General features: G+C 64.5%; 20 protein-coding genes. 6 read left to right on the top strand and 14 right to left on the bottom strand.

Annotated elements, in window-relative coordinates:
- Window positions 1–13 precede the first annotated feature (13 nt).
- Both ACQR1W_RS10415 and ACQR1W_RS10410 read right to left on the bottom strand, forming a co-directional pair.
- Complete coding sequence (locus ACQR1W_RS10415) at window positions 14–1,423, bottom strand: MFS transporter (protein ID WP_434850694.1); 1,410 nt, start codon at window positions 1,421–1,423, stop codon at window positions 14–16.
- Window positions 1,424–1,628: 205 nt separating this feature from the next.
- Window positions 1,629–2,555, bottom strand: a complete 927-nt coding sequence (locus tag ACQR1W_RS10410; protein ID WP_434850693.1) for a LysR family transcriptional regulator — start codon at window positions 2,553–2,555, stop codon at window positions 1,629–1,631.
- A 127-nt stretch (window positions 2,556–2,682) separates the two neighbouring features.
- Between ACQR1W_RS10410 and ACQR1W_RS10405 the strand changes: the two genes are divergently transcribed.
- Complete coding sequence (locus ACQR1W_RS10405; protein ID WP_434850692.1) at window positions 2,683–3,861, top strand: CaiB/BaiF CoA transferase family protein; 1,179 nt, start codon at window positions 2,683–2,685, stop codon at window positions 3,859–3,861.
- Window positions 3,858–4,805 (top strand): hydroxymethylglutaryl-CoA lyase, encoded by a 948-nt coding sequence (locus ACQR1W_RS10400; RefSeq protein ID WP_434850691.1) that lies wholly within the window; start codon window positions 3,858–3,860, stop codon window positions 4,803–4,805. The genes ACQR1W_RS10405 and ACQR1W_RS10400 overlap by 4 nt, the downstream gene beginning before the upstream one ends.
- A 6-nt stretch (window positions 4,806–4,811) precedes the next feature.
- Here ACQR1W_RS10400 and ACQR1W_RS10395 read toward each other — a convergent pair whose 3' ends face one another.
- A complete protein-coding gene (locus tag ACQR1W_RS10395) occupies window positions 4,812–7,313 on the bottom strand; it encodes a heavy metal translocating P-type ATPase (protein WP_434850690.1) in 2,502 nt (833 codons plus the stop codon).
- A 53-nt stretch (window positions 7,314–7,366) separates the two neighbouring features.
- Between ACQR1W_RS10395 and ACQR1W_RS10390 the strand changes: the two genes are divergently transcribed.
- Window positions 7,367–7,642 (top strand): metal-sensitive transcriptional regulator, encoded by a 276-nt coding sequence (locus ACQR1W_RS10390; RefSeq protein WP_008972691.1) that lies wholly within the window; start codon window positions 7,367–7,369, stop codon window positions 7,640–7,642.
- A 22-nt stretch (window positions 7,643–7,664) separates the two neighbouring features.
- Here the strand turns inward: ACQR1W_RS10390 and ACQR1W_RS10385 are convergent, their stop codons facing one another.
- Window positions 7,665–8,639 (bottom strand): YiiX/YebB-like N1pC/P60 family cysteine hydrolase, encoded by a 975-nt coding sequence (locus ACQR1W_RS10385; RefSeq protein ID WP_434850689.1) that lies wholly within the window; start codon window positions 8,637–8,639, stop codon window positions 7,665–7,667.
- A gap of 196 nt (window positions 8,640–8,835) precedes the next feature.
- Between ACQR1W_RS10385 and ACQR1W_RS10380 the strand changes: the two genes are divergently transcribed.
- Window positions 8,836–10,251 (top strand): flavin monoamine oxidase family protein, encoded by a 1,416-nt coding sequence (locus tag ACQR1W_RS10380; RefSeq protein ID WP_434850688.1) that lies wholly within the window; start codon window positions 8,836–8,838, stop codon window positions 10,249–10,251.
- A gap of 139 nt (window positions 10,252–10,390) precedes the next feature.
- On the opposite strand, the gene ACQR1W_RS10375 is transcribed toward ACQR1W_RS10380, so the two are convergent.
- The 7 genes from ACQR1W_RS10375 to rpmI all read right to left on the bottom strand — a co-directional run bounded on the left by ACQR1W_RS10375 (window position 10,391) and on the right by rpmI (window position 17,166).
- Window positions 10,391–11,335 (bottom strand): MBL fold metallo-hydrolase, encoded by a 945-nt coding sequence (locus tag ACQR1W_RS10375; RefSeq protein WP_434850687.1) that lies wholly within the window; start codon window positions 11,333–11,335, stop codon window positions 10,391–10,393.
- A 164-nt stretch (window positions 11,336–11,499) separates the two neighbouring features.
- Window positions 11,500–12,276 (bottom strand): sulfite exporter TauE/SafE family protein, encoded by a 777-nt coding sequence (locus tag ACQR1W_RS10370; RefSeq protein ID WP_434850686.1) that lies wholly within the window; start codon window positions 12,274–12,276, stop codon window positions 11,500–11,502.
- Window positions 12,273–14,681: a phenylalanine--tRNA ligase subunit beta gene (gene pheT, locus ACQR1W_RS10365; RefSeq protein WP_434850685.1), complete on the bottom strand. Its 2,409-nt coding sequence runs from the start codon at window positions 14,679–14,681 to the stop codon at window positions 12,273–12,275. Before pheT ends, ACQR1W_RS10370 begins: the two co-directional genes overlap by 4 nt.
- Window positions 14,678–15,163, bottom strand: a complete 486-nt coding sequence (locus tag ACQR1W_RS10360) for an endonuclease domain-containing protein (RefSeq protein ID WP_434850684.1) — start codon at window positions 15,161–15,163, stop codon at window positions 14,678–14,680. Before ACQR1W_RS10360 ends, pheT begins: the two co-directional genes overlap by 4 nt.
- 161 nt (window positions 15,164–15,324) lie before the next feature.
- On the bottom strand, window positions 15,325–16,407 hold the full coding sequence (pheS, locus tag ACQR1W_RS10355; protein ID WP_434850683.1) for a phenylalanine--tRNA ligase subunit alpha: 1,083 nt from the start codon (window positions 16,405–16,407) through the stop codon (window positions 15,325–15,327).
- A gap of 126 nt (window positions 16,408–16,533) precedes the next feature.
- Complete coding sequence (gene rplT, locus ACQR1W_RS10350; RefSeq protein WP_008972700.1) at window positions 16,534–16,893, bottom strand: 50S ribosomal protein L20; 360 nt, start codon at window positions 16,891–16,893, stop codon at window positions 16,534–16,536.
- Between the two features lie 72 nt (window positions 16,894–16,965).
- Entirely contained in the window at window positions 16,966–17,166 is a 201-nt protein-coding gene (gene rpmI / locus ACQR1W_RS10345; RefSeq protein ID WP_008539890.1) for a 50S ribosomal protein L35, read from the bottom strand.
- Between the two features lie 334 nt (window positions 17,167–17,500).
- On the opposite strand from rpmI, the gene ACQR1W_RS10340 reads away from it, so the two are divergent.
- Entirely contained in the window at window positions 17,501–17,827 is a 327-nt protein-coding gene (locus tag ACQR1W_RS10340; protein WP_434850682.1) for a hypothetical protein, read from the top strand.
- Between the two features lie 90 nt (window positions 17,828–17,917).
- Here the strand turns inward: ACQR1W_RS10340 and infC are convergent, their stop codons facing one another.
- Window positions 17,918–18,457 (bottom strand): translation initiation factor IF-3, encoded by a 540-nt coding sequence (infC, locus tag ACQR1W_RS10335; protein WP_434851136.1) that lies wholly within the window; start codon window positions 18,455–18,457, stop codon window positions 17,918–17,920.
- Between the two features lie 327 nt (window positions 18,458–18,784).
- Between infC and ACQR1W_RS10330 the strand changes: the two genes are divergently transcribed.
- A complete protein-coding gene (locus ACQR1W_RS10330) occupies window positions 18,785–19,570 on the top strand; it encodes an alpha/beta hydrolase (RefSeq protein ID WP_434850681.1) in 786 nt (261 codons plus the stop codon).
- A 10-nt stretch (window positions 19,571–19,580) separates the two neighbouring features.
- On the opposite strand, the gene queG is transcribed toward ACQR1W_RS10330, so the two are convergent.
- Both queG and ACQR1W_RS10320 read right to left on the bottom strand, forming a co-directional pair.
- Window positions 19,581–20,768, bottom strand: coding sequence for a tRNA epoxyqueuosine(34) reductase QueG (gene queG / locus ACQR1W_RS10325; RefSeq protein WP_434851135.1), 1,188 nt, complete (start codon window positions 20,766–20,768; stop codon window positions 19,581–19,583).
- On the bottom strand, window positions 20,717–21,409 hold the full coding sequence (locus ACQR1W_RS10320; protein ID WP_008972705.1) for a glutathione S-transferase family protein: 693 nt from the start codon (window positions 21,407–21,409) through the stop codon (window positions 20,717–20,719). The genes queG and ACQR1W_RS10320 overlap by 52 nt, the downstream gene beginning before the upstream one ends.
- Window positions 21,410–21,655 lie beyond the last annotated feature (246 nt).

The raw sequence follows: 21,655 nt of genomic DNA, 5'->3' as shown, positions 1-21,655 counted from the left end.
AGGGCGCCGAAGGTCACGCCGCGAGCGGCTTGCCGCGCACGTTGGGGCCGAACAGCGCCATCGCCAGAATGACGATGATCATTGCCGCCGTGATGAGGCCGAACACGCCTCCGACGCCCGTCTCACGCAGCATGTAGGCGACGATGAAACCCGAAAATGTCGCGCTGACGCGGCTCATCGAATAGACCACGCCCGAGGCGCGGGCACGGATCGCGGTCGGAAAGACCTCGGTCTGATAGGCGTGATAGGCGTAGGACATGGTCATGTTGGACGTCGTGACCAGCACGCCGCTCGCGATCAGGAGCACCGGTTCGCTGAACTGCGAGAAGGCGATACCGAATACCGCGATTGCGGCGGCCGCGCCGCAGATGATCCATCTGCGCTCGCACCGGTCTGCGAAGGTCGCAGCCAGCAGTGGCGCGATCGGGTAGGCGAAGGCGATGATGAACGAATATTGCAGGCTCTTGGTGACCGTGATGCCCTTTTCGAGCAGCAAGGTGGGGACCCAATTGGCGAAGCCATAGACACCGAAGGCCTGGCAGAGATTGAAGATCATGAACAGGATGACGAGCGGCGCATAGGCCGGCTTGAATATGTCAAAGAATCCGGCTGTGCGGACAACCGCCGAAGGACGCCCCTCCGCGACGATGCGCGGCGAAATCGCTGCTCCAGTCGCAGCTTCCAGCTTGCGCAGAACGGCGACGGCTTCGGCCTCGCGGCCATGTCGCGCCAGCCAGAGCGGACTTTCCGGCAGATAGAGCCGGACTATCCAGACTGCCAGGCTCCCGACGGCACCGATCAGCACCACCCAGCGCCAGCCATCCCATCCAAGCGGCCCAATGGGCACCAGCCACCAAGCCAGCGCGGCCACCACCGGCACGGCCGTGAACATGACCGCCTGGTTGATCGCGAAGGCGCGTCCGCGCATCCGGCTCGGCATCAACTCCGTGAGATAGGCGTCGATGGTGATGACCTCGACCCCGATGCCGATGCCGGCGACGAAGCGCCAGAACAGCAAGCCGGCGGATGTGGTCTGGCAGGCCATCACCACCGATGCTGCCGTATAGGCCAAGAGTGCCCAGGTGAAGATCGATCGCCGGCCAAACCGATCGGCAAGAAAGCCGAGAAAGAAAGTGCCGACGAAAAGGCCCGCAAATGTCGCGGCGACAAACGCGCCGATGCCGGAGAAGCCGAAGAAGGCCTGCGTGGTTGTGGTCAGCAGACCGCTGCGATTGAGACCGGGCGCGATATAGCCGGTGAAGAACAGGTCATAGACCTCGAACCAGCCGCCAAGCGACAACAGCACGACGAGTCGCCAGAGATAGCCTGACGCAGGCAGGCTCTCCAGCCGCCGTGAAATCTCGCTTGGTCCCGCGGGCGCTGTTGAAAGGTCGAGCCCGGTGTCGATACCGACGGCACTCATCGTGATCCTCCCCTGGACATAGCCGCGGCTCTTGCCGCCGGCTGCTTCCCGTCGTCCTTCTTGGCGAGGACGGACTGGCACGCCCATGTTTGGGTGGGAGCAAGGTAGAAATCCAGACGAACATATCGAAGGAAGCGTTCGAGAAAAGCGAACGCTGAGCAGGTGCTCCAAACACCGCCGGTGTGTCCGTTCTTTCAAAGCCCCGCTAATACAACAGCTTGGCCTGCCAGCCGCCGCGGCCCACCTGATCGGCGATCAAGGTGAGGATCAGCCGTCGCATCTCTTCCATGGCGTAGGTCATGGGGCGATTGCGCAGCCGGCACAGATAGAGCGTGCGTGTAAGCGTGGGCTCCACGACCTCGCGCGCAACGAGGGTGCCCGCCGCAAGCTGCTCCTTCACGAACAGCCGGGTCGCGATCGCACAACCGAGACCTGCGAGCAGCGCGCCGATGGTGCCGCTGATCGAGTTGAGATGCAGGATCGCTTTGGCCTCCAGCCGTTTGAGCAGGACCGGATCATCCAGCAGGGCCCGCGATGACAAGCCGTGCAGCAGCATGATCTGCGGCAGCTGCGCGAGTTCGTCGAAACGCATCGGCGCCTTGCTCCTGCCGATCAGCTTGGCCGTGCCGACGCAGACCATCTGCTCCTCCAGCACGGGCTCGGCCACCAGCTCCTTCTCGGCCGGGGGATTGTAGACCAGCGCCAGATCGACCTCGGATGCCATCAGGTGCAGCAAGGTCGCGCCGGACAGACTCTCGGTCAGCGACAGCTTCAGATTGGGGTATTTGGCGAGCACGGCCTGCATCAAGGCGACGCCGATCGCTTTCATGCCGGAGTTGGCCATGCCGATCGAGATCTCGCCCGCAATGCTGGTGCGTCCTTCCTTGATCTCGCGCTCGGCGGCGGCCATTGCGCGCAGGATGATGCGGGCGTGCTCGTACAGCCGCTCGCCCGCCGCGGTCGGCTCCATGCCGCGGGACTTGCGTTCGAACAAGGGCGTGGCGAACTCGGCCTCGAGATTGGAGATGTGATGGCTAAGTGCGGATTGTGCGACGCTGGTCTGATCCGCCGCCCGTGACAGGTTGCGCTGCTCGTAGACCGCGATGAAATAGCGGAGCTGCCGGGAGTCCATGATCCGTCCGCGAGAATCCGTTCGCGAGCTGTGTTCTAAAATGGCGAACGTGCTGTTCAACACTTTATAATTTTCAGATGCCTGTGGAAAGCCTAACCTCCGGGAGCAGACAACGGAGGAACACGCCATGACGGGATCGGGCCTGCCGCTTCAGGGTGTCCGCGTCGTCGAAATGACGCACATGGTCATGGGCCCGACCTGCGGCATGATCCTGGCCCAGCTCGGCGCCGAGGTGATCAAGGTGGAGCCGCCGTCCGGGGACAAGACGCGTACCCTGGGTGGAATGGGCACTGCGTTCTTTCCCCTGTTCAACCGCGGCAAGCGCAGCGTGGTGTTGGATCTCGCGCGAGCCGAAGACCGCGAGACGATGCATCGGCTGTTGGCGACGGCCGACGTGTTCCTGGAGAACTTCCGGGATGGCCAGTTGGAGAAGCAGGGACTGGCGGCCGACGAGGTGCGGCGCCGGCATCCGCATCTCATCATTGCGGGCCACAAGGGCTTTCTGTCCGGGCCCTACGAGCATCGCCCGGCGCTGGACGAAGTCGTGCAGATGATGTCGGGGCTTGCGGCGATGACCGGCACCAAGGACAGGCCGCAGCGCGTCGGCTCCTCGGCGAACGACATCATGGGCGGCATGTTCGGCGCGATCTCGATCCTCGCCGCGCTCTATCAAAGGCGCGATGGCCGCACAGAAAGGGCCGACATCCGGATCGGCCTGTTCGAGAACTGCCTGTTCCTGGTGGCGCAACACATGGTCCAGTACGAGATGACCGGCGTGAAGCCGCTGTCGATGCCGGAGCGCGAGCACGCTTGGCCGATCTACGACATCTTCGAAACCGCGGGCGGACAGCGCATCTTCATCGGCGTCGTCACCGAGGGCCATTGGCAGAGCTTCTGCCGGGAATTCGGCCTGGTCGAGTTGCTTGACGATCCGGCGCTCGGCTCGACGACGGATCGCATCCTGGCGCGGGGCCGCATCATTCCGAAGGTCGCCGAAGTCGTCAGGCGGTGGGATGCGACAGAATTGTCGGCGAAGCTCGATGCGCTCAATATCTGCTTCTCGCCGATCAACCGGCCGGAAGATCTGTTTGACGACCCGCATGTGCTGCGACCGGGTGGGCTCGTCCACAATTTCAATGCGGATGGCGCGTCATTCCGCGCGCCGGCGCTGCCAATCGAGTGGAACGGCGCCAATTTCGGTGACGGATTGAAAGTCCCCGCGCTTGGGGCCGATACGGCGGCGATCCGCGCCGAACTCGATGCGCGGCCGACATCCGTCGGCAAGCATGCAGGAGGCCGCGCATGAGCGAGGCTGTACGGATCTATCCGGAAGGGCGCGTCACCTTGCGTGAGGTCGGCCTGCGTGACGGCCTGCAGCTCGTCAAGTGCTTTCCATCCACTACCGCCAAGCAGCGCTGGCTGCGCGAGGAACACGCCGCGGGCGTGCGCTGCTTCGAGGTCGGCTCGTTCCTGCCGGCCAAGACCTTTCCGCAATTCGCCGATGTCGGCGAGATGGTCGCGAGCGTCGCTGAGCTACCCGGCGCGCATGGCATTGCGTTGGTGCTGAATGAGCGCGGTGCGAACGATGCGCTCGCCTCGCGGGTGCCCGAAATCGCCTCGGTGGTTTCGGCGACCGAGGAGCACAGTCAGGCCAATGCCCGCCGCTCGCGTGCTTCCGCGCTCGACAACATCAGGCGCCTGTGCGAGCTGCGCGACGCCAGCGCGCATCGGCCGATCGTGCATGCCGCGATCTCGATGGCGCTGGGGTGCTCGATCACTGGTGCCGTGGATCCCGCAGAGGTGTTGCGCCTGGTCGACCAATGCTTCGAGGCCGGAGCCGACGCGGTTGGAATTGCTGACACCGTTGGCTTCGCAGGTCCCAAGCAAGTCGGCGCATTGACGGCGGCCGCCGTGAAGCTCTCCGGCGACAGGCCAATTTGCGTGCATCTGCATGATACCCGCGGCATGGGGATCGCCAATGCCTCGGCCGCGATCGACGCCGGCGCGCGTATTCTCGATGGCTCGCTCGGTGGGCTCGGCGGCTGTCCGTTCGCCCCTGGCGCCACCGGCAATGTCGTCTTCGAAGATCTCGTCTTCCTGTGCGAGAGCAAGGGCTTCGCGACAGGCGTCGACATCGAGCAGCTGATTGCCGTGCGGGCCATCCTGCGCGAAGCGATGCCGGATGAGCCGCTCTATGGCGGCGTCGCACGCGCCGGACTGCCCCGTCCGGTCGGGACGAGGGCAGCCTGATCCGCACTACAGCCTGGTCGTGCGCAATCGCAACGCATTGCCGACCACGCTGACCGACGACAGCGACATGGCTGCCGCTGCAATGATCGGCGACAGCAGGATGCCGAAGGCGGGATAGAGGATTCCGGCCGCAATCGGGATGCCGGCCGCATTGTAGATGAAGGCGAAGAACAGGTTCTGGCGGATGTTGCGCATCGTTGCGGCCGACAGCCTGCGCGCCCGTGCAATGCCGCCGAGATCGCCTTTCAGCAGCGTCACACCGGCGCTTTCCATGGCGACATCGGTCCCCGTGCCCATGGCGATGCCGACATCGGCCGCGGCCAGCGCTGGCGCGTCGTTGACGCCGTCGCCGGCCATGGCCACGACCTTGCCCGCCGCGCGCAGCCGCGCCACCACGGCACTCTTCTGATCCGGCAGCACCTCCGCTTCGACCTCCGCGATGCCTATCCTGCGGGCGACCGCCGTTGCCGTCGTGCGGTTGTCGCCGGTCAGCATGATCACTTTGATGCCATCCTCCGTCAGCGCCTTCAGTGCATCCGGCGTCGATGCCTTGATCGGATCGGAGATCGCGAACAGCGCGGCCGGCTTGCCGTCGACGGCCATCGTGATGACGGTGGCGCCGTCGCTGCGCAGCCGCTTGCTCTCGACGCCGAGCGTGTCGGCGATGATGCCGAGCGATGCGAGATAGGTCGCGGTGCCGAGCACGATCGATCGGCCGTCGACCGAGCCTTGCGCACCCTTGCCGGTCGGCGCGTCGAAGCCACTGATCTCGCTGAGTGCGACGTTGCGTTCTTTCGCGTGCCGCACGATCGCATCCGCCAGCGGATGCTCGCTGGCCCGCTCCACGCTGGCCGCGAGCCGCAACACCTCGTTCTCGTCGAAGCCGGGCGCGGTCACGATTCCCGTCACCTTGGGCTTGCCTTCGGTCAAGGTGCCGGTCTTGTCGACCACCAGCGTGTCGACCTTCTCCATCCGCTCCAGCGCCTCGGCATTCTTGATCAGGATCCCGGCCTGGGCGCCGCGGCCGACGCCGACCATGATCGACATCGGGGTCGCCAACCCGAGCGCGCAGGGGCAGGCGATGATCAGCACGCTGACGGCGGCAACGAGTCCGTAAGTGAACCGCGGCTCCGGCCCAAAGCTGTACCAGGCAACGAATGCGACGACCGCAGCCGCGATCACCATCGGCACGAACCAGCCCGCGACCTGGTCGGCGAGCCGCTGGATCGGCGCGCGCGAGCGCTGTGCCTGGGCGACCATCTGGACGATCTGCGACAACAGCGTGTCGCGCCCGACCTTGTCGGCGCGCATCACGAAGCCGCCGGACTGGTTCAAGGTGCCGGCGATGACGTGCGCGCCCTCTTCCTTCGTCACCGGCATGGACTCGCCGGTCACCAGCGATTCATCGAGCGACGAGCGGCCCTCGAGGATGGTGCCATCGACCGGAACCTTCTCGCCCGGACGCACGCGCAAGCGGTCGCCGACCTGCAGTCGGTCGATCTCGACCTCGTGGTCCTGACCGTCCTCACTGATCCGCCGCGCCGTCTTCGGCGCCAGCTGCAGCAGCGCCTTGATCGCGCCTGAGGTGGCCTCGCGCGCGCGCAGCTCCAGCACCTGTCCGACCAGCACCAGTACGATGATGACCGCCGCGGCCTCGAAATAACTCGCGACCGCGCCGCCATGATCACGGAACGTCGCCGGAAACACCTGCGGCGCCACCGTCGCAATCACGCTGTAGACATAGGCGACGCCCGTGCCCATCGCGATCAGCGTGAACATGTTGAGATTGCACGTTTGCAACGATTGCCAGCCGCGCACGAAGAACGGCCAGCCAGCCCACAGCACCACCGGGGTGGAGAAGGCGAGCTGGATCCAGTTCGATAGGACCGGATCGACCAGGCCATGACCGCCGCCGAGCAGGTGCCCGCCCATCTCCAGCACAACCACGGGCACCGCAAGCAATGCGCCAATCCAGAGACGGCGCGTCATGTCGACGAGCTCGGGGTTCGGCGCGCTGTCGAGGCTGACGATTTCGGGCTCCAGCGCCATGCCGCAGATCGGGCAGCTTCCGGGGCCGACCTGGCGGATCTCCGGATGCATCGGGCAGGTGTAGATCGTGCCCGCCGGCATCTCCGGAGGCGGCTCTTTCTTTTCGAGATATTTTGCGGGATCGGCGGCGAACTTGGTGCGGCAGCCGGCCGAGCAGAAGTGGAAGGTCTGACCGCGATAGTCGAAGCGATGTTTCGACGTGGTCGGGTCGACGCTCATCCCGCAAACGGGGTCCAGCACCTTCGTCTCGGTTGCCGGATGATGATGGTGATGACCGCCGCAGCAACTTGCGCCGGCGGCAGGCGTTTCAACCGCGGCATGATTGGTGCAGCAGGACTCTTTGGAAGACTCCTTGGCAGCTGCGGCGGGCGCTGTTTCGACCGCCGCGGCCTTGGATCCGCAGCCGCAGCCCGCGGACTCGCCGGTTGCCACTGAATGCGTGTGTTGGTTTTCCGACATTGCTGTCCGACTCCGGACTTGTAACCCATACCCTGTAGGGGTATATAAGCGGAATGCGGAAAGACATCAAGACATCTTGTCAGAAACGGTTGAGCCGGATCGAAGGCCAGGTTCGGGGCTTGTCGAAGATGGTCGAGGACGACCGTTATTGCATCGATATCGTCACGCAGATCTCTGCAGTGCGGGCCGCATTGCGCCGGGTCGAGGAAGAGATCCTGCGCGATCACGTTGCCCATTGCGTCGAGCACGCCATCGCCTCGGGCGACAAGGCCGATCAGCGGCAGAAGATCGCGGAATTGATGGACGTCATCGGCCGTTCCGACCGGTAGCGGGAAGGGACGATGTTGCGGCCTAGACGATTGTTTCGCGCACGTGAGCGCGGGGTTCCGGCGCCGCTGCGCGGATGTGATGCGCCAGCAGATAATGCTCGGTCACCGTCACGCGCTCGATCACCCCAGCGTCTGCGTTCATTTGCTCAGCCGCAACCGGCGCTTCTTCGTCAGACGCCTCAGGAATGAGCGGCGGCGCCTTGAGCGCCTCTGGAAACACACCGAACTCGCCCGCTACCTCCGCGAGCGGCTTTTGTTTGTCGGCCCAATGCAGGGTCGTGTAATCAAATCCGTTGACGATGGTCGGCTTCACGATCTCGAAATAGGGTGAGATGTCGAAGTCGCGCGGCATATAGAGCGAGGAATCGCGGATGTGCAGGATTTCGCGCTTGGCCCGTTTCGAGCCCGCGCGCGTGATCTTCGGCAGGATCGGATAGCGCACCGCATCGAAGGCCTGTGCGATCAGCGCCGAGCAGATCATCTTGGTGGGATCGCCGGATCCCAGCGCAATCATGCGTCGCCGCCAGCGTTGCGGGACCGGCAGCGGGAACAGGTAACGCATCAGGTCGACGATGTTCTTGGTGTCGTAGCCGAAGCCGATGCGATTGATGGCATAGCGGCACACGGTATGGCGATCCTCGAAGGTCAGCCCGACCGGCCGGCAGATACGGGTGTGGTAACTAAAGTATTTCGACAGCGGAGCCGAGATCACGCCCTCATCGACATAGGCTTCGACCAGCACATGCGGTTCGCCGTCGGGTTCGACCGCGCCATCGATCGGTCCGACATAGAGCGCCGCGTGCGACCAGGTCGATTGCGTCAGATATTTGATGATGCCCGAGATGCGGCTGTTGCCCTCGACGAGCAGCACGTCGCCGGGCTGGACATCGTTGCGCAGATTGTCCGGATCGCTCGGCGTGAACGGCTCATAGCCCGGAACCTCCTTCTGGAGGTAAGCGGCAAGCAGCTTGCCGATCTGATCGAGCATGACGCCCATGGCGGTCAGTCCCCCCAAGCGGCCTTGTTCGGCTGCTTTTCCCTGTCTCTATCATGGTCGACTGCGGTTGCAATTTGGTTCATGATGGGTGTCGGTTCAACCATGGTTGATTTACCATGACGGTTGCCGCACTGCGTTGGAGGCGGCTAAGGTCTCGCCGCGTTCCCTGTCTTTCCAAGCTTTCGGAAACCATGACATGACTTTCACGCGCCGCGGCTTTCTCGCCGCGTCGGCGGCGCTGGCGACGACGCCCATGCTCGGCAGCGGCGCTCGCGCTGCGACGGCACCGCGCGACGCCGATATCGTGGTGATCGGAGCAGGTGCGGCCGGCATCGCCGCAGCCCGGCGCGTTGTCGCGTCCAATCGCAAGGTGCTGGTGCTCGAGGCCTCCGGTCAGCTCGGCGGTCGTTGCCGCACTGATCCGGCGACCTTCGGCGAGCCATTCGATCGCGGCGCGCGCTGGCTTTACAATCCCGACGGCAATCCGCTTGCGAAGCTGGCCCGCGCGGCTGGGCTCGATATCATGGCGGCACCCGTCGGGCACAAGATCCGCGTCGGCCGCCGCAATGCGCGGCCGGGCGAAACCGAGCAGTTCCTGGCAGCGCTGGTGCGCGCCAAGCGCTCGATCGATGATGCCGGTCGCGGCAAGCTGGATACATCCTGCGCGGCGGCTCTGCCGAAGGATCTCGGCGACTGGACCGGAACGGCGGACTTCGTGCTCGGACCCGCGACGACGGGCAAGGACCTCAACGAGCTCTCGGCCATGGACAAGACGCGCGCGCAGAATCGCAACGCGGCGCTCGCCTGTCGGCAAGGTCTCGGCACGCTGGTTGCCAAGCTTGGCGAGCAGTTGCCGCTGGCGCTGTCCACGCCCGCGACGCGCATCGTCTGGACCAATCGCGAGGTGGTGGTGGAGACGGCGTCAGGCCGCATCGCCGCGCGCGCGATCATCCTGACCGTCTCGACCAACGTGCTGACGTCAGGGATGATCAAGTTCACGCCGGAACTGCCGAAGCGGCAATTGGACGCTGCCGCCAAGCTCAGCCTCGGCAGCTATGACCGTATCGCGCTGCAGATCGCGGGCAATCCGCTCGGTCTGTCGCGCGACGATCTGATCATCGAGCAGAGCAGCTCGACCCAAACCGGCCTGTTGTTCGCCAATATCGGTGGATCATCGCTGTGCACGATCGATGTCGGCGGATCCTTTGGGCGCGACTTGTCGGCACAAGGCGAGGCGGCGATGGTCGCCTTCGGCAAGGATTGGCTGACAAAGCTGTTCGGCAGCGACGCGGCCGCTGCGGTCAAGGCGTCGGCTGCAACGCGCTGGAATGCCGCGCCAACCATTCTCGGTGCGATGTCGGCGGCCGTGCCTGGCGGCCAGGGCTCGCGCAAGATCCTAACCGAGCCGCTCGGCCCGTTGTTCCTCGCCGGCGAAGCCACCCATGAAACCATGTGGGGCACAGTTGACGGCGCGTGGGAGTCCGGTGAGCGCGCCGCCGAAGCCGCCTTGCGCAGGATCGGCGCGTTGAAGGAACCCGAGCCGGTCGAAGCGGCGGAACCAAGACGGCCACGGCGGCGCGGCTCAATCCGGTCCGCATCGCCGATCGACTAAAGCGCGATGAGATTAGGATCAATCGTCATCGCGCTTTAGGTTATTGTTTGAGCATGATCGCCGCGCAAACGCGTTCCGCGTTTGTCGCGCGGGAAAACCATTTCGCACTTTTCCGGATCATGCTCTAGCTCCAGCCGGCTCACACTGGCAGCTTGAGCTCCATCAGGTCCTTGGCCACGACGATGCGGCCGGAGTAGCTGGTCTTCACGTCGCGCGTCCAATCGTCATCGGTGACCTCAGGGTCATCGCCCGGGACGAAGTGACTGAGCACGAGGGTTTTCACGCCGGCGGCTGCAGCGATGCGCCCGACATCCGCCGTCGATGTGTGGCTGTCCATCAGATGCTTCTTCAGCGTCGCGCCGTTCTTGGTCTTCAGCACCAGGCGATCGACTGCGGGAACGTAGAGACATTCATGCACCAGCACGTCGGCGCCCTTGGCGAACTCCGCAAGCTTGGGATTATAGGCGGTGTCCGATGAGAACACGATCACGCCATCTGGCGTCTCAAACTTGTAGGCGAAATTGTCCGTAATCGGTGGATGCGGGGTGCGGAAGGCCGTCACTGTCACGTCCTCCGTCTTCAACACCACGCCGTCATCGTTGATGTCCTTGGCGATCAGGAGCGGACGTGGATCAGGGCGGCCTTCGTCCTCGATGCGGGTTTCGACGTCGAACCTGTTCAGCTCCCAGAAGCTGCGCGTCATCGCTTCCAATCCCTTTGGCCCAAAGGACCGGATCGGGGTCGACAAACCTGCCGCCCAGGCATTGTAGAACAGGTTGCCATATTCCAGATTGTGATCGGAATGGTGGTGACTGATGAGGATGTATTTCACAGAGGGGAGAGGCACGCCGGCGCTGACCAGCTGACGGCTGACGCCCATGCCGCAATCGATCACGAACGGTGTGTTGTTGACCACGACGAGATTGGCCGGATTTGCGGCGCCGACACCGACGCGCGGGCCGCCCTTGGTGCCAAGGAAGACGATGCGCGTGCGCGGCTTGGGCGATTGCGCAAGCACCCCTGGCGCGGCGAATGCGCCCCCTGCGCCGACCGCGAGCTTCAGCAGGCCGCGACGATCGATCATGGTTTCCTCCTCAACTTCGTCTGGTTGAGGGGAACACTAGAGCATGATCCGGAAAAGTGCGAAGCGGTTTTCCCTTGCGACAAACGCGGAACGCGTTTGCGCGGAGATCATGCTCAATCGATAACCTAAAGCGCGATGACGATTCAGCCTAATCTCATCGCGCTTTAGCCGCGACCCAGCACCCCGTCGAGAGCAGGAAGTCCAAAGACGACGGCAAGCGCGATCAGCACGTAGCAGATGGCGCGAAACACACGCTCGCTGGCGCGCCCGAACAGGGACGCACCAAAGAACACCCCGATCGCGTAGATCGGTCCGACCAGCAGCGACAATCTGAGTGAATCCCAGGTGATCAGCCCGCTCAAGGCGTAGCTCACCATCGAGAAGAAATCGGACGCGCCGAAGAACAGCAGGATATTGGCGCGCGCGATCTTCGATGGGATCGGTCGCCCCAGCCAATAACCGACGATCGGCGGCCCGCCGGTCTGGGCAAGCCCGCTGCAGAAGCCTGAGATGCCGCCGACCGCAACCGACAGGGCCGTGTACTCCTTGCCGCGGTAGCGCCAGCCCGATAGCAGCAGGGCAAGCAATGCGATCACGAAGCCGGAGATGATCCAGCGCGTCGTGACGGGATCGAGCCGGCTCAGGAAATACGTGCCGATGGGCACTCCGATCAGCGCGCCGGCGACGATCACGGCCGTCGCCTTGCGATCCGCCTCTTGCCACGCCTTCGGCACCAGCGGTGCGGCCGACACGAAGTCGATGACGAGCAGCAGCGCCGCGACCAGACGAGGTCCGGCCACGCTGCTCGCGAGCGGCATGAAGATCAGCGCCGCGCCGAAGCCGGAGAAACCGCGGGCGGTCGCGGCAATGAACGCGATCACGCAGAGCGCGATCGCGGCGGAGAACCCGACATCGTCTGGGATGAGCCCGGACAGGCTCATCCGCGCAACACGCCGCCGGTCTTCTTGGCAACCTCGGCGGTGATCTTGGCGCCGACCGCGTCGATCTCCTCGTCCGTCATGGTCTTGTCGCGCGGCTGCATTGTCACGGCGATCGCGATCGATTTCTTGCCGTCCTCGATGCCCTTGCCTTCATAGACGTCAAAGACCGAGACCTCGGTTATCAGCTTCTTGTCGGCACCCTGTGCGGCCCGCACGATGTCGCCGGCCTTCATGGCGCGATCCACGATGAAGGCGAAGTCGCGCGACACCGGCTGGAACGGCGAGAGCTCAAGCACAGGCTTGGCGCGGGTCGGCTTCTGTTTCGCCGCAGGAATACGATCCAGAATGACTTCGAAGCCGACCAGCGGACCATCCGCTTTGAGGGCCTCGAGCGTACGCGGATGAATCTCGCCGAACGTGCCGAGCACGTTCTGCGGCCCCATCTGGATGGTGCCGGAACGTCCGGGATGCAGCCAAGCCGGACCACCGGGCACGATCTGCAATGCGGCCATCGGCGCGCCGGCGGCGGCCAGCACGGCGAGCGCGTCGGCCTTGGCGTCGAAAGCGTTTGCAGCTTGTGATCCGGTCCAGTGCCGGCCAAGCCCCTTCGCGCTGGCGAAGCCGCGGCGGACGCCGCTTGCCGCCATGAACTGATCGTCCGGCCGGTCGCCTTTGAAGATCTGGCCGACCTCGAAGATCGCGGCATCGCCAAAACCGCGATCGGCATTGGCCTGCGCTGTCGCGATCAGCCCGGGCAGAAGGCTCGGGCGCATGTCGGAGAGATCGGAGGCGATCGGGTTCGCGAGCGCAAGCTCAGGCTTGCCGCCGCCGAACAGTTCGGCGGCCGGCTTGGAAATGAACGACCAGGTCACCGCTTCGACCATCCCGCGCGTGGCCAGCGCGCGCTTGGCGCGACGGGTGCGCAGCTGGATCGGCGTCAGCACCGGCTTGCGCGGCGCCTCGCCGCGCTCGAACGGCGTCTCCGGCACCTTGTCGACGCCGACCATGCGCACGATTTCTTCGACGATGTCGGCCTTGCCGTGCACGTCGGTGCGCCAGGAGGGAACCGCGATCTTCACCACCGGGCCAGAGCCCGCCAGCATGAAGCCGAGATGGCCGAGGATGCGCCGGATTTCAGGCAGTGGCACGTCGATGCCGGCGAGCCGCTTGACCTCGGTCAGCGGCAAGTCGATCACCCTCTCATCGCCGTACGGATTGCCGACCACGACATTGTCCGACGCCGTGCCGCCGCACAGCTCCAGCACCAGCTTGGTCGCCATCTCCAGTCCCGGCACCATGAAGGCCGGATCGACACCGCGCTCGAAGCGATAGCGCGCATCCGAATTGATGCCGAGCTTGCGGCCGGTCTGGGCGATGTTGATCTCGTTCCATAGCGCCGATTCGATCAGCACGTCGGTGGTGGTCTCGTCGCAGCCGGAAGCCTCGCCGCCCATGATGCCGGTGAGCGATTCGACTGCGTGATCGTCTGCGATCACGCAGATGCTGCTGTCGAGGGTGTAGGTGCGGCCGTCGAGCGCAAGCAGGGTCTCGCCATCATGGGCACGGCGCACGACCAGATTGCCCTTCACCTTCTTGGCGTCGAACACGTGCAGCGGCCGCGCGCGGTCGAAGGTCATGAAGTTGGTGATGTCGACCAGCGCGTTGATCGGTCGCAGCCCGATCGAGGTCAGCCGCTGCTGCAGCCATTTCGGCGAGGGGCCGTTCTTGACCCCGCGCACCAGCCGCAGCGCGAAGCCGGGGCACAGCTTTTCGTCCTCGACGGTGACCTTCACCGGACAGGGGAATTCGCCCTTGATCGGCTTGATCGCGGGATCCTTCAGTCTGCCCATGTCAGCGGCCGCGAGATCGCGCGCGATGCCGTGCACGCCGGTGCAGTCCTGCCGGTTCGGCGTCAGGTTGATTTCGAAGACGGGATCGCCCAGTCCCGCCCATTCGGCGTACGGCTTGCCGATCGGCGCATCCGCCGGCAGCTCCATGATGCCGTCATGGTTCTCGGAGATTTCGAGCTCGGCCTCGGAGCACAGCATGCCGCGGCTCTCGACGCCTCTGATCGTGCCGACCGACAGCGTGATGTTCTTGCCGGGAATGAACGTGCCCGGCGGTGAGAACACGCTGATGAGGCCGGTGCGCGCATTCGGCGCGCCGCACACCACCTGCACCGGCGCGGCGCCGTTGCCGGTGTCGACCATGCAGACACGTAGGCGATCGGCGTTGGGGTGCTGCTCGGCCGAGATGACACGCGCGATCGTGAACGGCGCCAGCAGCTTCGCCTTGTCCTCGAGATCCTCGACCTCGAGCCCGATCATGGTGAGCTTGTCTGCGAGCTTCTCGACCGGCTCATCGGTGTCGAGATGGTCCTTCAGCCAGGACAGCGTGAATTTCATGGCTGTATGCCTCGAGTCTTACTGACGGTGTTGTTTGTTGAACTCTCTTCGGATCTTGCGCCGTTCTCTCCGCTCCCTCCACCCTTGTGGGGGAAGGTTGGGGAGGGGGGTAAGCCGCGGGCACGAACGAGGAGACTCTGGCGAATTGTCTCAACGACGGCCTCGAGATTCGAGATCACCTGCTCATTGGTGAAGCGGAGAACCTTGAAGCCTTCGCAGACAAAAAAAGCGTCGCGTTCGGCGTCTCTCGCTTGCCGGTCGGCAAAATCGTGAGACTCGCCGTCCAGTTCGATGACGAGCTTCGCGGAGAAGCAAACAAAGTCCGCGATGTAGTTGCGAAACGGCACCTGGCGGCGGAAGCCTGCACCTTCGATCCGGTCCGCCTTGATGTAACGCCACAGCAGCGTCTCGGCGCGCGTCATCGCCTGACGAAGCTGCTTCGCTCGACCGCGTTGGCGCTCGCTGACAACTGCGTGCGGCATGCGTGGTTACCCCCCTCCCTGACCCTCCCCCACAAGGGGGGAGGGAACGGAGAGAGCATTGTGCTGGAGACAATTGGCCGTGACACCCCCACCCCGGCCCTCCCCCGCAAGCGGGAGAGGGAGCCTCAGACTTTGCTGAGAGAGATCGAGGCCGCCAACGGTCACGAACTCAGTCCTCCCGCGAGCGTCGGCACCTCGAGCGGCTTGAAGCCGTAATGCGACAGCCAGCGGACGTCGCCGTCGAACAGCTGGCGCAGATCGCTCATGCCGTATTTGAGCATTGCGATGCGGTCGATGCCCATGCCCCAGGCAAAACCCTGATACTCGTCGGGATCGAGCCCGCAAGCGCGCAGCACGTTCGGATGCACCATGCCGCAGCCGAGAATCTCCAGCCAGTCCTCGCCCTCGCCGAAGCGGATCTCGCCCTTGTCGCGGCGGCACTGGATGTCGACCTCGAGCGACGGCTCGGTGAACGGAAAGAACGACGGCCGGAACCGCATGTTGATGTGGTCGACCTCGAAGAAGGCCTTGCAGAACTCGTGCAGGATCCATTTGAGGTGACCGAGATGCGAACCCTTGTCGATGACGAGCCCTTCGACCTGGTGGAATTGCGGCGTATGCGTCGCATCGGAATCGATGCGGTAGGTGCGGCCCGGGCAGATCACGCGGATCGGCGGCTTCTGGGTGAGCATCGTGCGCACCTGCACCGGCGAGGTGTGCGTGCGCAGGAGCATGCGCGACCCGTCCTCCTTCGGATTGAAGAAGAAGGTGTCGTGCATCTCGCGCGCCGGATGGCCTTCCGGGAAGTTCAGCTTGGTGAAGTTGTAATCGTCGGTCTCGATGTCAGGACCTTCGGCAATCGCAAAGCCCATATCGGCGAAGATCGTGGTGAGCTCGTCCATCACCTGGCTCAGCGGATGCACCCTGCCCGCCTCCGCCGGAGTGTCCTGCAGCGGCAGCGTCACGTCGATGGTCTCTGCGGCCAGCCGTGCGTCGAGCGCGGCCGCTTTCAGCACCTCACGCCGAGCTGCAAGCGCCTCGCTCACCTTGTCCTTGGCGAGGTTGATCGCCGCGCCTTGCGTCTTGCGCTCGTCCGGCGACATCTTGCCGAGCGTCGACAGCAACGCGGAGATCGAGCCCTTCTTGCCGAGCGCCGCCACGCGCACGGCTTCGAGCGCGGCTTCGTCGCCGGCGGCGGCAATCTGGTCGAGGATCGAGGCTTCGAGGCTCAATAGGTCGGACACGGTCAATCTCCGCGAAAAGGCGGCTGGTTGTGGCTGCACGCCGGGCGAGGGTCAAGGCCAAAGCCGGATAGCAAAAAGCGGCCGAGGTGATCGGCCGCTTCAGCAATCCTCGCGATGGAGAGGCGGTTAGGCGGCGAGCGCTGCCTTGGCCTTCTCAACGATCGCCTGGAACGCGGCGGGCTCGTTGATCGCGAGATCCGAGAGCACCTTGCGGTCGACGGTGATGCCGGACTTGGACAGGCCGTCGATAAATCGGCTGTAGGTCAGCTCGAACGGACGCACGGCCGCGTTCAGCCGCTGGATCCAGAGCGCGCGGAAGGTGCGCTTCTTGCGCTTGCGGTCGCGGAATGCGTACTGGCCGGCCTTTTCGACGGCCTGCTTGGCGACGCGGATCGTGTTCTTGCGGCGGCCGTAATAGCCTTTGGCGGCCTTGAAGACCTTCTTGTGCTTGGCGTGGGCGGTCACACCGCGTTTGACGCGAGACATGACGGAAATCCTTGATCAATGGTGATGATGGGCCGCGCGGCGCGCGGTCAGTGGATCGGAAGCAGTCAGCCGTCAGGCGTTCGGCAAGAAGTACTTCTTGACGTTGTCGCCGTCGGTCTTGAACAGCACGCGGGTGCCGCGCAGCTGCCGGATCTGCTTCTTGGTCCGCTTGATCATGCCGTGGCGCTTCCCGCGCTGGGCGTGCATCACTTTGCCGGTGGCCGTCACCTTGAAGCGCTTTTTGGCGCCGGATTTGGTCTTCAACTTGGGCATTTGGCTCTCCTTAGATGCCAACAGCAAGCCGCCCGCAAAAGCGGCGCTATCAGGCGAAAATGCTCGTTAGAGCGTTGACTGTGCTCAGGTTTTCGGAAAAAGCCGAAATACCCGCACAAAGGCACCGCCACGGCAGCCCTTGATCAGCCGGGCGATGAAGGCTGCGCTTATGGCAGAGACAGCGCCAATTGGCAACGCTGGAAGCGCAGAATCGGCTAGGATTGCCGGGCCATCAGCTTCTTAATCGGGCAGGAGGGCCATGATGATGTCGCCCCGACTCCCAACATTCCGTTCACATGCACCCCGCGCGCTGTGCTGGGGGCTCGTGGCCGGAATGGCCGCGGCATTCCCTGCGGCCACTCAGGCCCGCGCCACCGGCTATGACGGCGCCTGGACCGTTCTGATCATCACCCAGGCCGGCAATTGCGATCAGGGCTACAGTTTCTCGGTCTTCATCGCAGGCGGTCGGGTTACCTCGAGCAGCGCGGCCCATATCACCGGCGCCGTTGGTCGCGGCGGCACTGTCACGGTACGGGTCGCCCAAGGCGGCTCCTATGCGATCGGCTCGGGCCGGCTTGGCGCGACAATGGGTGCAGGCCGCTGGCGTGGGCGCGGATCATCCGGCGTCTGCAGCGGCCGCTGGCAGGCGACGCGGTCTTAACCGTCCGTTAACGATCTGATCCATTCGCGACAAAGCCCGCCAAACGGCTTGGCGGGCTCCCATCGCAGGTCATCGTGCGGCACTGGGCTCTTAGCGCGGCGCCAGCACCATCACGACTTGGCGACCTTCGAACTTGGCGTCCTGCTCGACCTTGGCAAAGGCGGCAACGTCGGCCTTGACCTTGTCCAGAAGCTTGGTGCCGATCTCCTGGTGCGCCATTTCACGGCCGCGATAGCGCAGCGTGATCTTGACCTTGTCACCTTCCTCGAAGAAGCGCTGCATGGCCCGCATCTTCACGTCGTAGTCATGATCGTCGATCATCGGACGGAGCTTGATCTCCTTGATCTCGACGACCTTCTGCTTCTTGCGGGCTTCCGCGGCTTTCTTCTGCGCCGAATATTTGTACTTCCCGTAATCCATGATCTTGCAGACGGGAGGGCTGCTGTTCGGCTGAATTTCCACCAGGTCCATGCCGACCTCGGCAGCCATCTTGATGGCAACCATGGTTTCCACGGTGCCGTGGTTCTGGCCGGTCTGATCGATCAGCTGGATCTGCGCATTGCGAATCTCATCATTGGTGCGCGGCCCGTCTTTGGTGGCAGCGGGCGGGGCTCTATTGGGACGGCGAATGGGTAGTTCTCCAAAGTTGTGGAAGAGGGGCACTAGTTTGAAGGAAGATGCCGCAGCGAGCAAGACAGCTCTCGCCTGACGCGCGAAATTTCGCGTCGGGCGGTGCAGCTTTGCCGGCAAGCGGGACTGATCTCAGGATCCGCGCAGGCGCGACAGCGAGACCGGATATCTCCCCCAAGGGCCCGGCCGCCCGAGATTCCCGGAATCCAGGGCGGCAACGGTTCCTCCGGCCACATAGAGTGCAAAGTCGCGTTGCGCAAGCCGGATGCCGCGTTGACGGACGGTCGGGGCTCGCCCAAACAAACGCCTGATAACGAGGTGCGATCCATGGCCACGACCGCTGATATCGACGAATTGCCTGCCTTTATCGAGGTCGGGACGGGCGAATCCTCCCGGCGGATCGCGGTCCGTGCACGTGAGGGTCATGGTCCCGGGCTGGTCTGGCTCGGCGGCTTCCATTCCGACATGAAAGGGACCAAGGCCCTGGCCCTCGACGCCTGGGCAGCCGAACACGGCCGCGCCTGCGTCCGTTTCGACTATTCGGGGCACGGCGAATCCGGCGGCGAATTCGTCGACGGGACGATCGGACGCTGGCTCGAGGAAAGCCTCGCCGTATTCACCCGCTTCTGCAGGGGTCCCCAGGTTGTGATCGGCTCGTCCATGGGTGGCTGGCTGGCGCTCCTGCTCGCGCGCGAAATTGCCAAGCAATCGCAAGGTCCCACGGTGGCCGGGCTGGTTTTGATCGCGCCGGCGCCCGATTTCACCGAGGAACTGATGTGGAAGGGCTTTTCGCCTGCGGTCCGGCAGGAGATCGAGACCACCGGCGTCTGGCTGCGCCCGTCCGAGTATGGCGACCCCTACCCCATCACGAAAACGCTGATCGAGGAGGGCCGCAACCACCTCCTGCTCGGCAGCGCCATCAATGTCGGCTGCCCGGTGCGGATCCTGCAAGGCGCCCAGGATCCGGATGTTCCATGGCGGCACGCCTTTGCGCTGGCTCACCGGCTGCCGGCCGACGACGTCGTCTTGACCATGATTCAGGACGGCGACCACCGGCTCTCGCGCCCCCAGGATATCGCGCGCATCTTGGCGGCCGTCGCCGAGGTGGGCTGAAGAGGGCCCCTCACGCCCCCAGGTCCCATTCCTCGCGCACACCAGCGTCGGTTTCGCCCGGGAGCGCCTTTGCCGCGAGCCGAGAGAAGGCCTCACGGTCGATCAGCTGCGCCAGCGCCCACACTGCAGCCCCTCTGATCAGCGGGCCGACGTCGTCCAGCAGCCGTTCGGCCGCCGCCGCAAGTCCGCTGTCGCCGGAATTGCCGATGGCGATCAGCACATTGCGGATGAACCGGTCGCGGCCGATCCGCTTGACCGGCGATTTTGTGAACAGCGCCCGGAATGACGCGTCATCGAGCGTGGCCAATCCTGCCAGCGATGGCGCGCGGAGCGCGTCACGCGCTGCTAGCTTGGTCTCACGCCCTGCCAGCGCGAATTTGTTCCAGGGGCAGGCGGCAAGACAATCATCGCAGCCATAGATGCGGTTTCCGATCGCCTTGCGGAATTCGCGCGGGATCGGGCCCTTGTTCTCGATCGTCAGATACGAAATGCAGCGCCGCGCATCGAGCTGGTATGGCGCGGGGAACGCCGCCGTCGGGCAGATGTCGAGGCAGGCCCGGCAGGAGCCGCAATGGTCGGACTCGGCCGCATCATAGGGCAGCTCCAGAGTGGTGTAGATGGCCCCGAGGAACAGCCAGGAGCCGAAGCTGCGTGACACCAGATTGGTATGCTTGCCCTGCCAGCCGAGGCCCGCCGCCTGTGCGAGCGGCTTCTCCATCACGGCCGCGGTGTCGACGAACACCTTTACGTCACATGGCACGGCAGCGACCAGCCAGCGCGCCAGCATCTTGAGCCGCTTCTTGATGATGTCGTGATAGTCATCGCCGCGGGCATAGACCGAGATGGCGCCACGGGTCCGCGCCTCAAGGATCGCCAGCGGATCCTCGTCGGGACCGTAATTGACCCCGAGCATGATCACCGAGCGGACCTCGGGCCAGAGCGTCTGCGGGTCGGTGCGCCGCTCCGGGTCGCGCGCCAGCCAGTCCATGTCGCCATGGGCCCCTGCGGCGAGAAAGTCTTGAAATCGCTGGGCTCGCTCCGGCGTGACCTCCGGTCGCGCGATACCGATGCAGTCGAAGCCGAGGCTCCGCGCTTCAGCGGCAAGTTCCGCCTTCAGCTCCGCCGGGATGCGGGCCGGCACGGGCTTCAGAAGTCGAGGTCCACATAGGTCCGCGACGCCGGCACGCCCGCCAGCCAGTCGCTGAGCAGCGGACGGAACGACGGCCGGGACTTCACCCGCGCGTACCACGCCTTTGCTGCGTCGTCCTCGATCCATGGCACGTCGCCCAGATAGTCGATCGCCGACAGATGCGCCGCGGCGGCAAGATCTGCATAAGTCGGCCGGTCCCCGGCGAGAAAATTGCGCCGCTGCGCCAGCCAGCCGATATAGGCCAGATGATAGCGCACATTGGTCTTGGCCGCGCGAATCACGTCGGTCGAAGGCGGACCGCCGCCGTCCTCCTCGCTCATGAAGCGCTTGTAGATGCGCTCGGTGACCAGCAGATTCGACGCCTCCTCGAAGAATTTTTCGTTGAACCAGCTCATCAGCCGACGCACCTCGATGCGCTCGGCCGTGGAGGTCGGCAACAGCCTGCGGTCGCCCATCTCTGGCCCGCAGGCCTCATCGATGAACTCCGCGATGACGTTGACCCCGGGCACGGGTGGCAGGCCGTCAACCGACAAGACCGGCGTCGTCCCCGCCGGGTTCAGCGTCAAAAATCCTTCCCGCCGCTCCCAGGCGCGCTCCTCGACCAGCTGCAGGTCAAGCCCGTATTCGCCGAGCACGAGGCGGACGAATCGCGAGTGCGGGCAGAAGGGATGGTGAAACAGCGTGTACATGGAGCCTTTGACTAGATGGCCGCGCTTAACGAAGCCTCAACCATTCGGCGCCGCAGTCGCTGCGTGTCCGCCAGAGGTCTGAGCTTCGAAACGGTGTCCTGCAGATCCGGATCGGAGCATTAGCGCATGGTCGGCAAAAGTGTAAGCAATTGGGCGGTGGGACAAGCCGCCGACCATAGAGAACTGCGCGTTCCCAGGCAAAGCCAAGCTGTACCGTTTGCGCCCGGTGCATGCGTGTCTGATTCG

This window comes from Bradyrhizobium sp. HKCCYLS1011, assembly GCF_051167795.1.
GTDB lineage: Bacteria > Pseudomonadota > Alphaproteobacteria > Rhizobiales > Xanthobacteraceae > Bradyrhizobium.
This window is presented reverse-complemented; position numbering and strand designations above follow the sequence as displayed.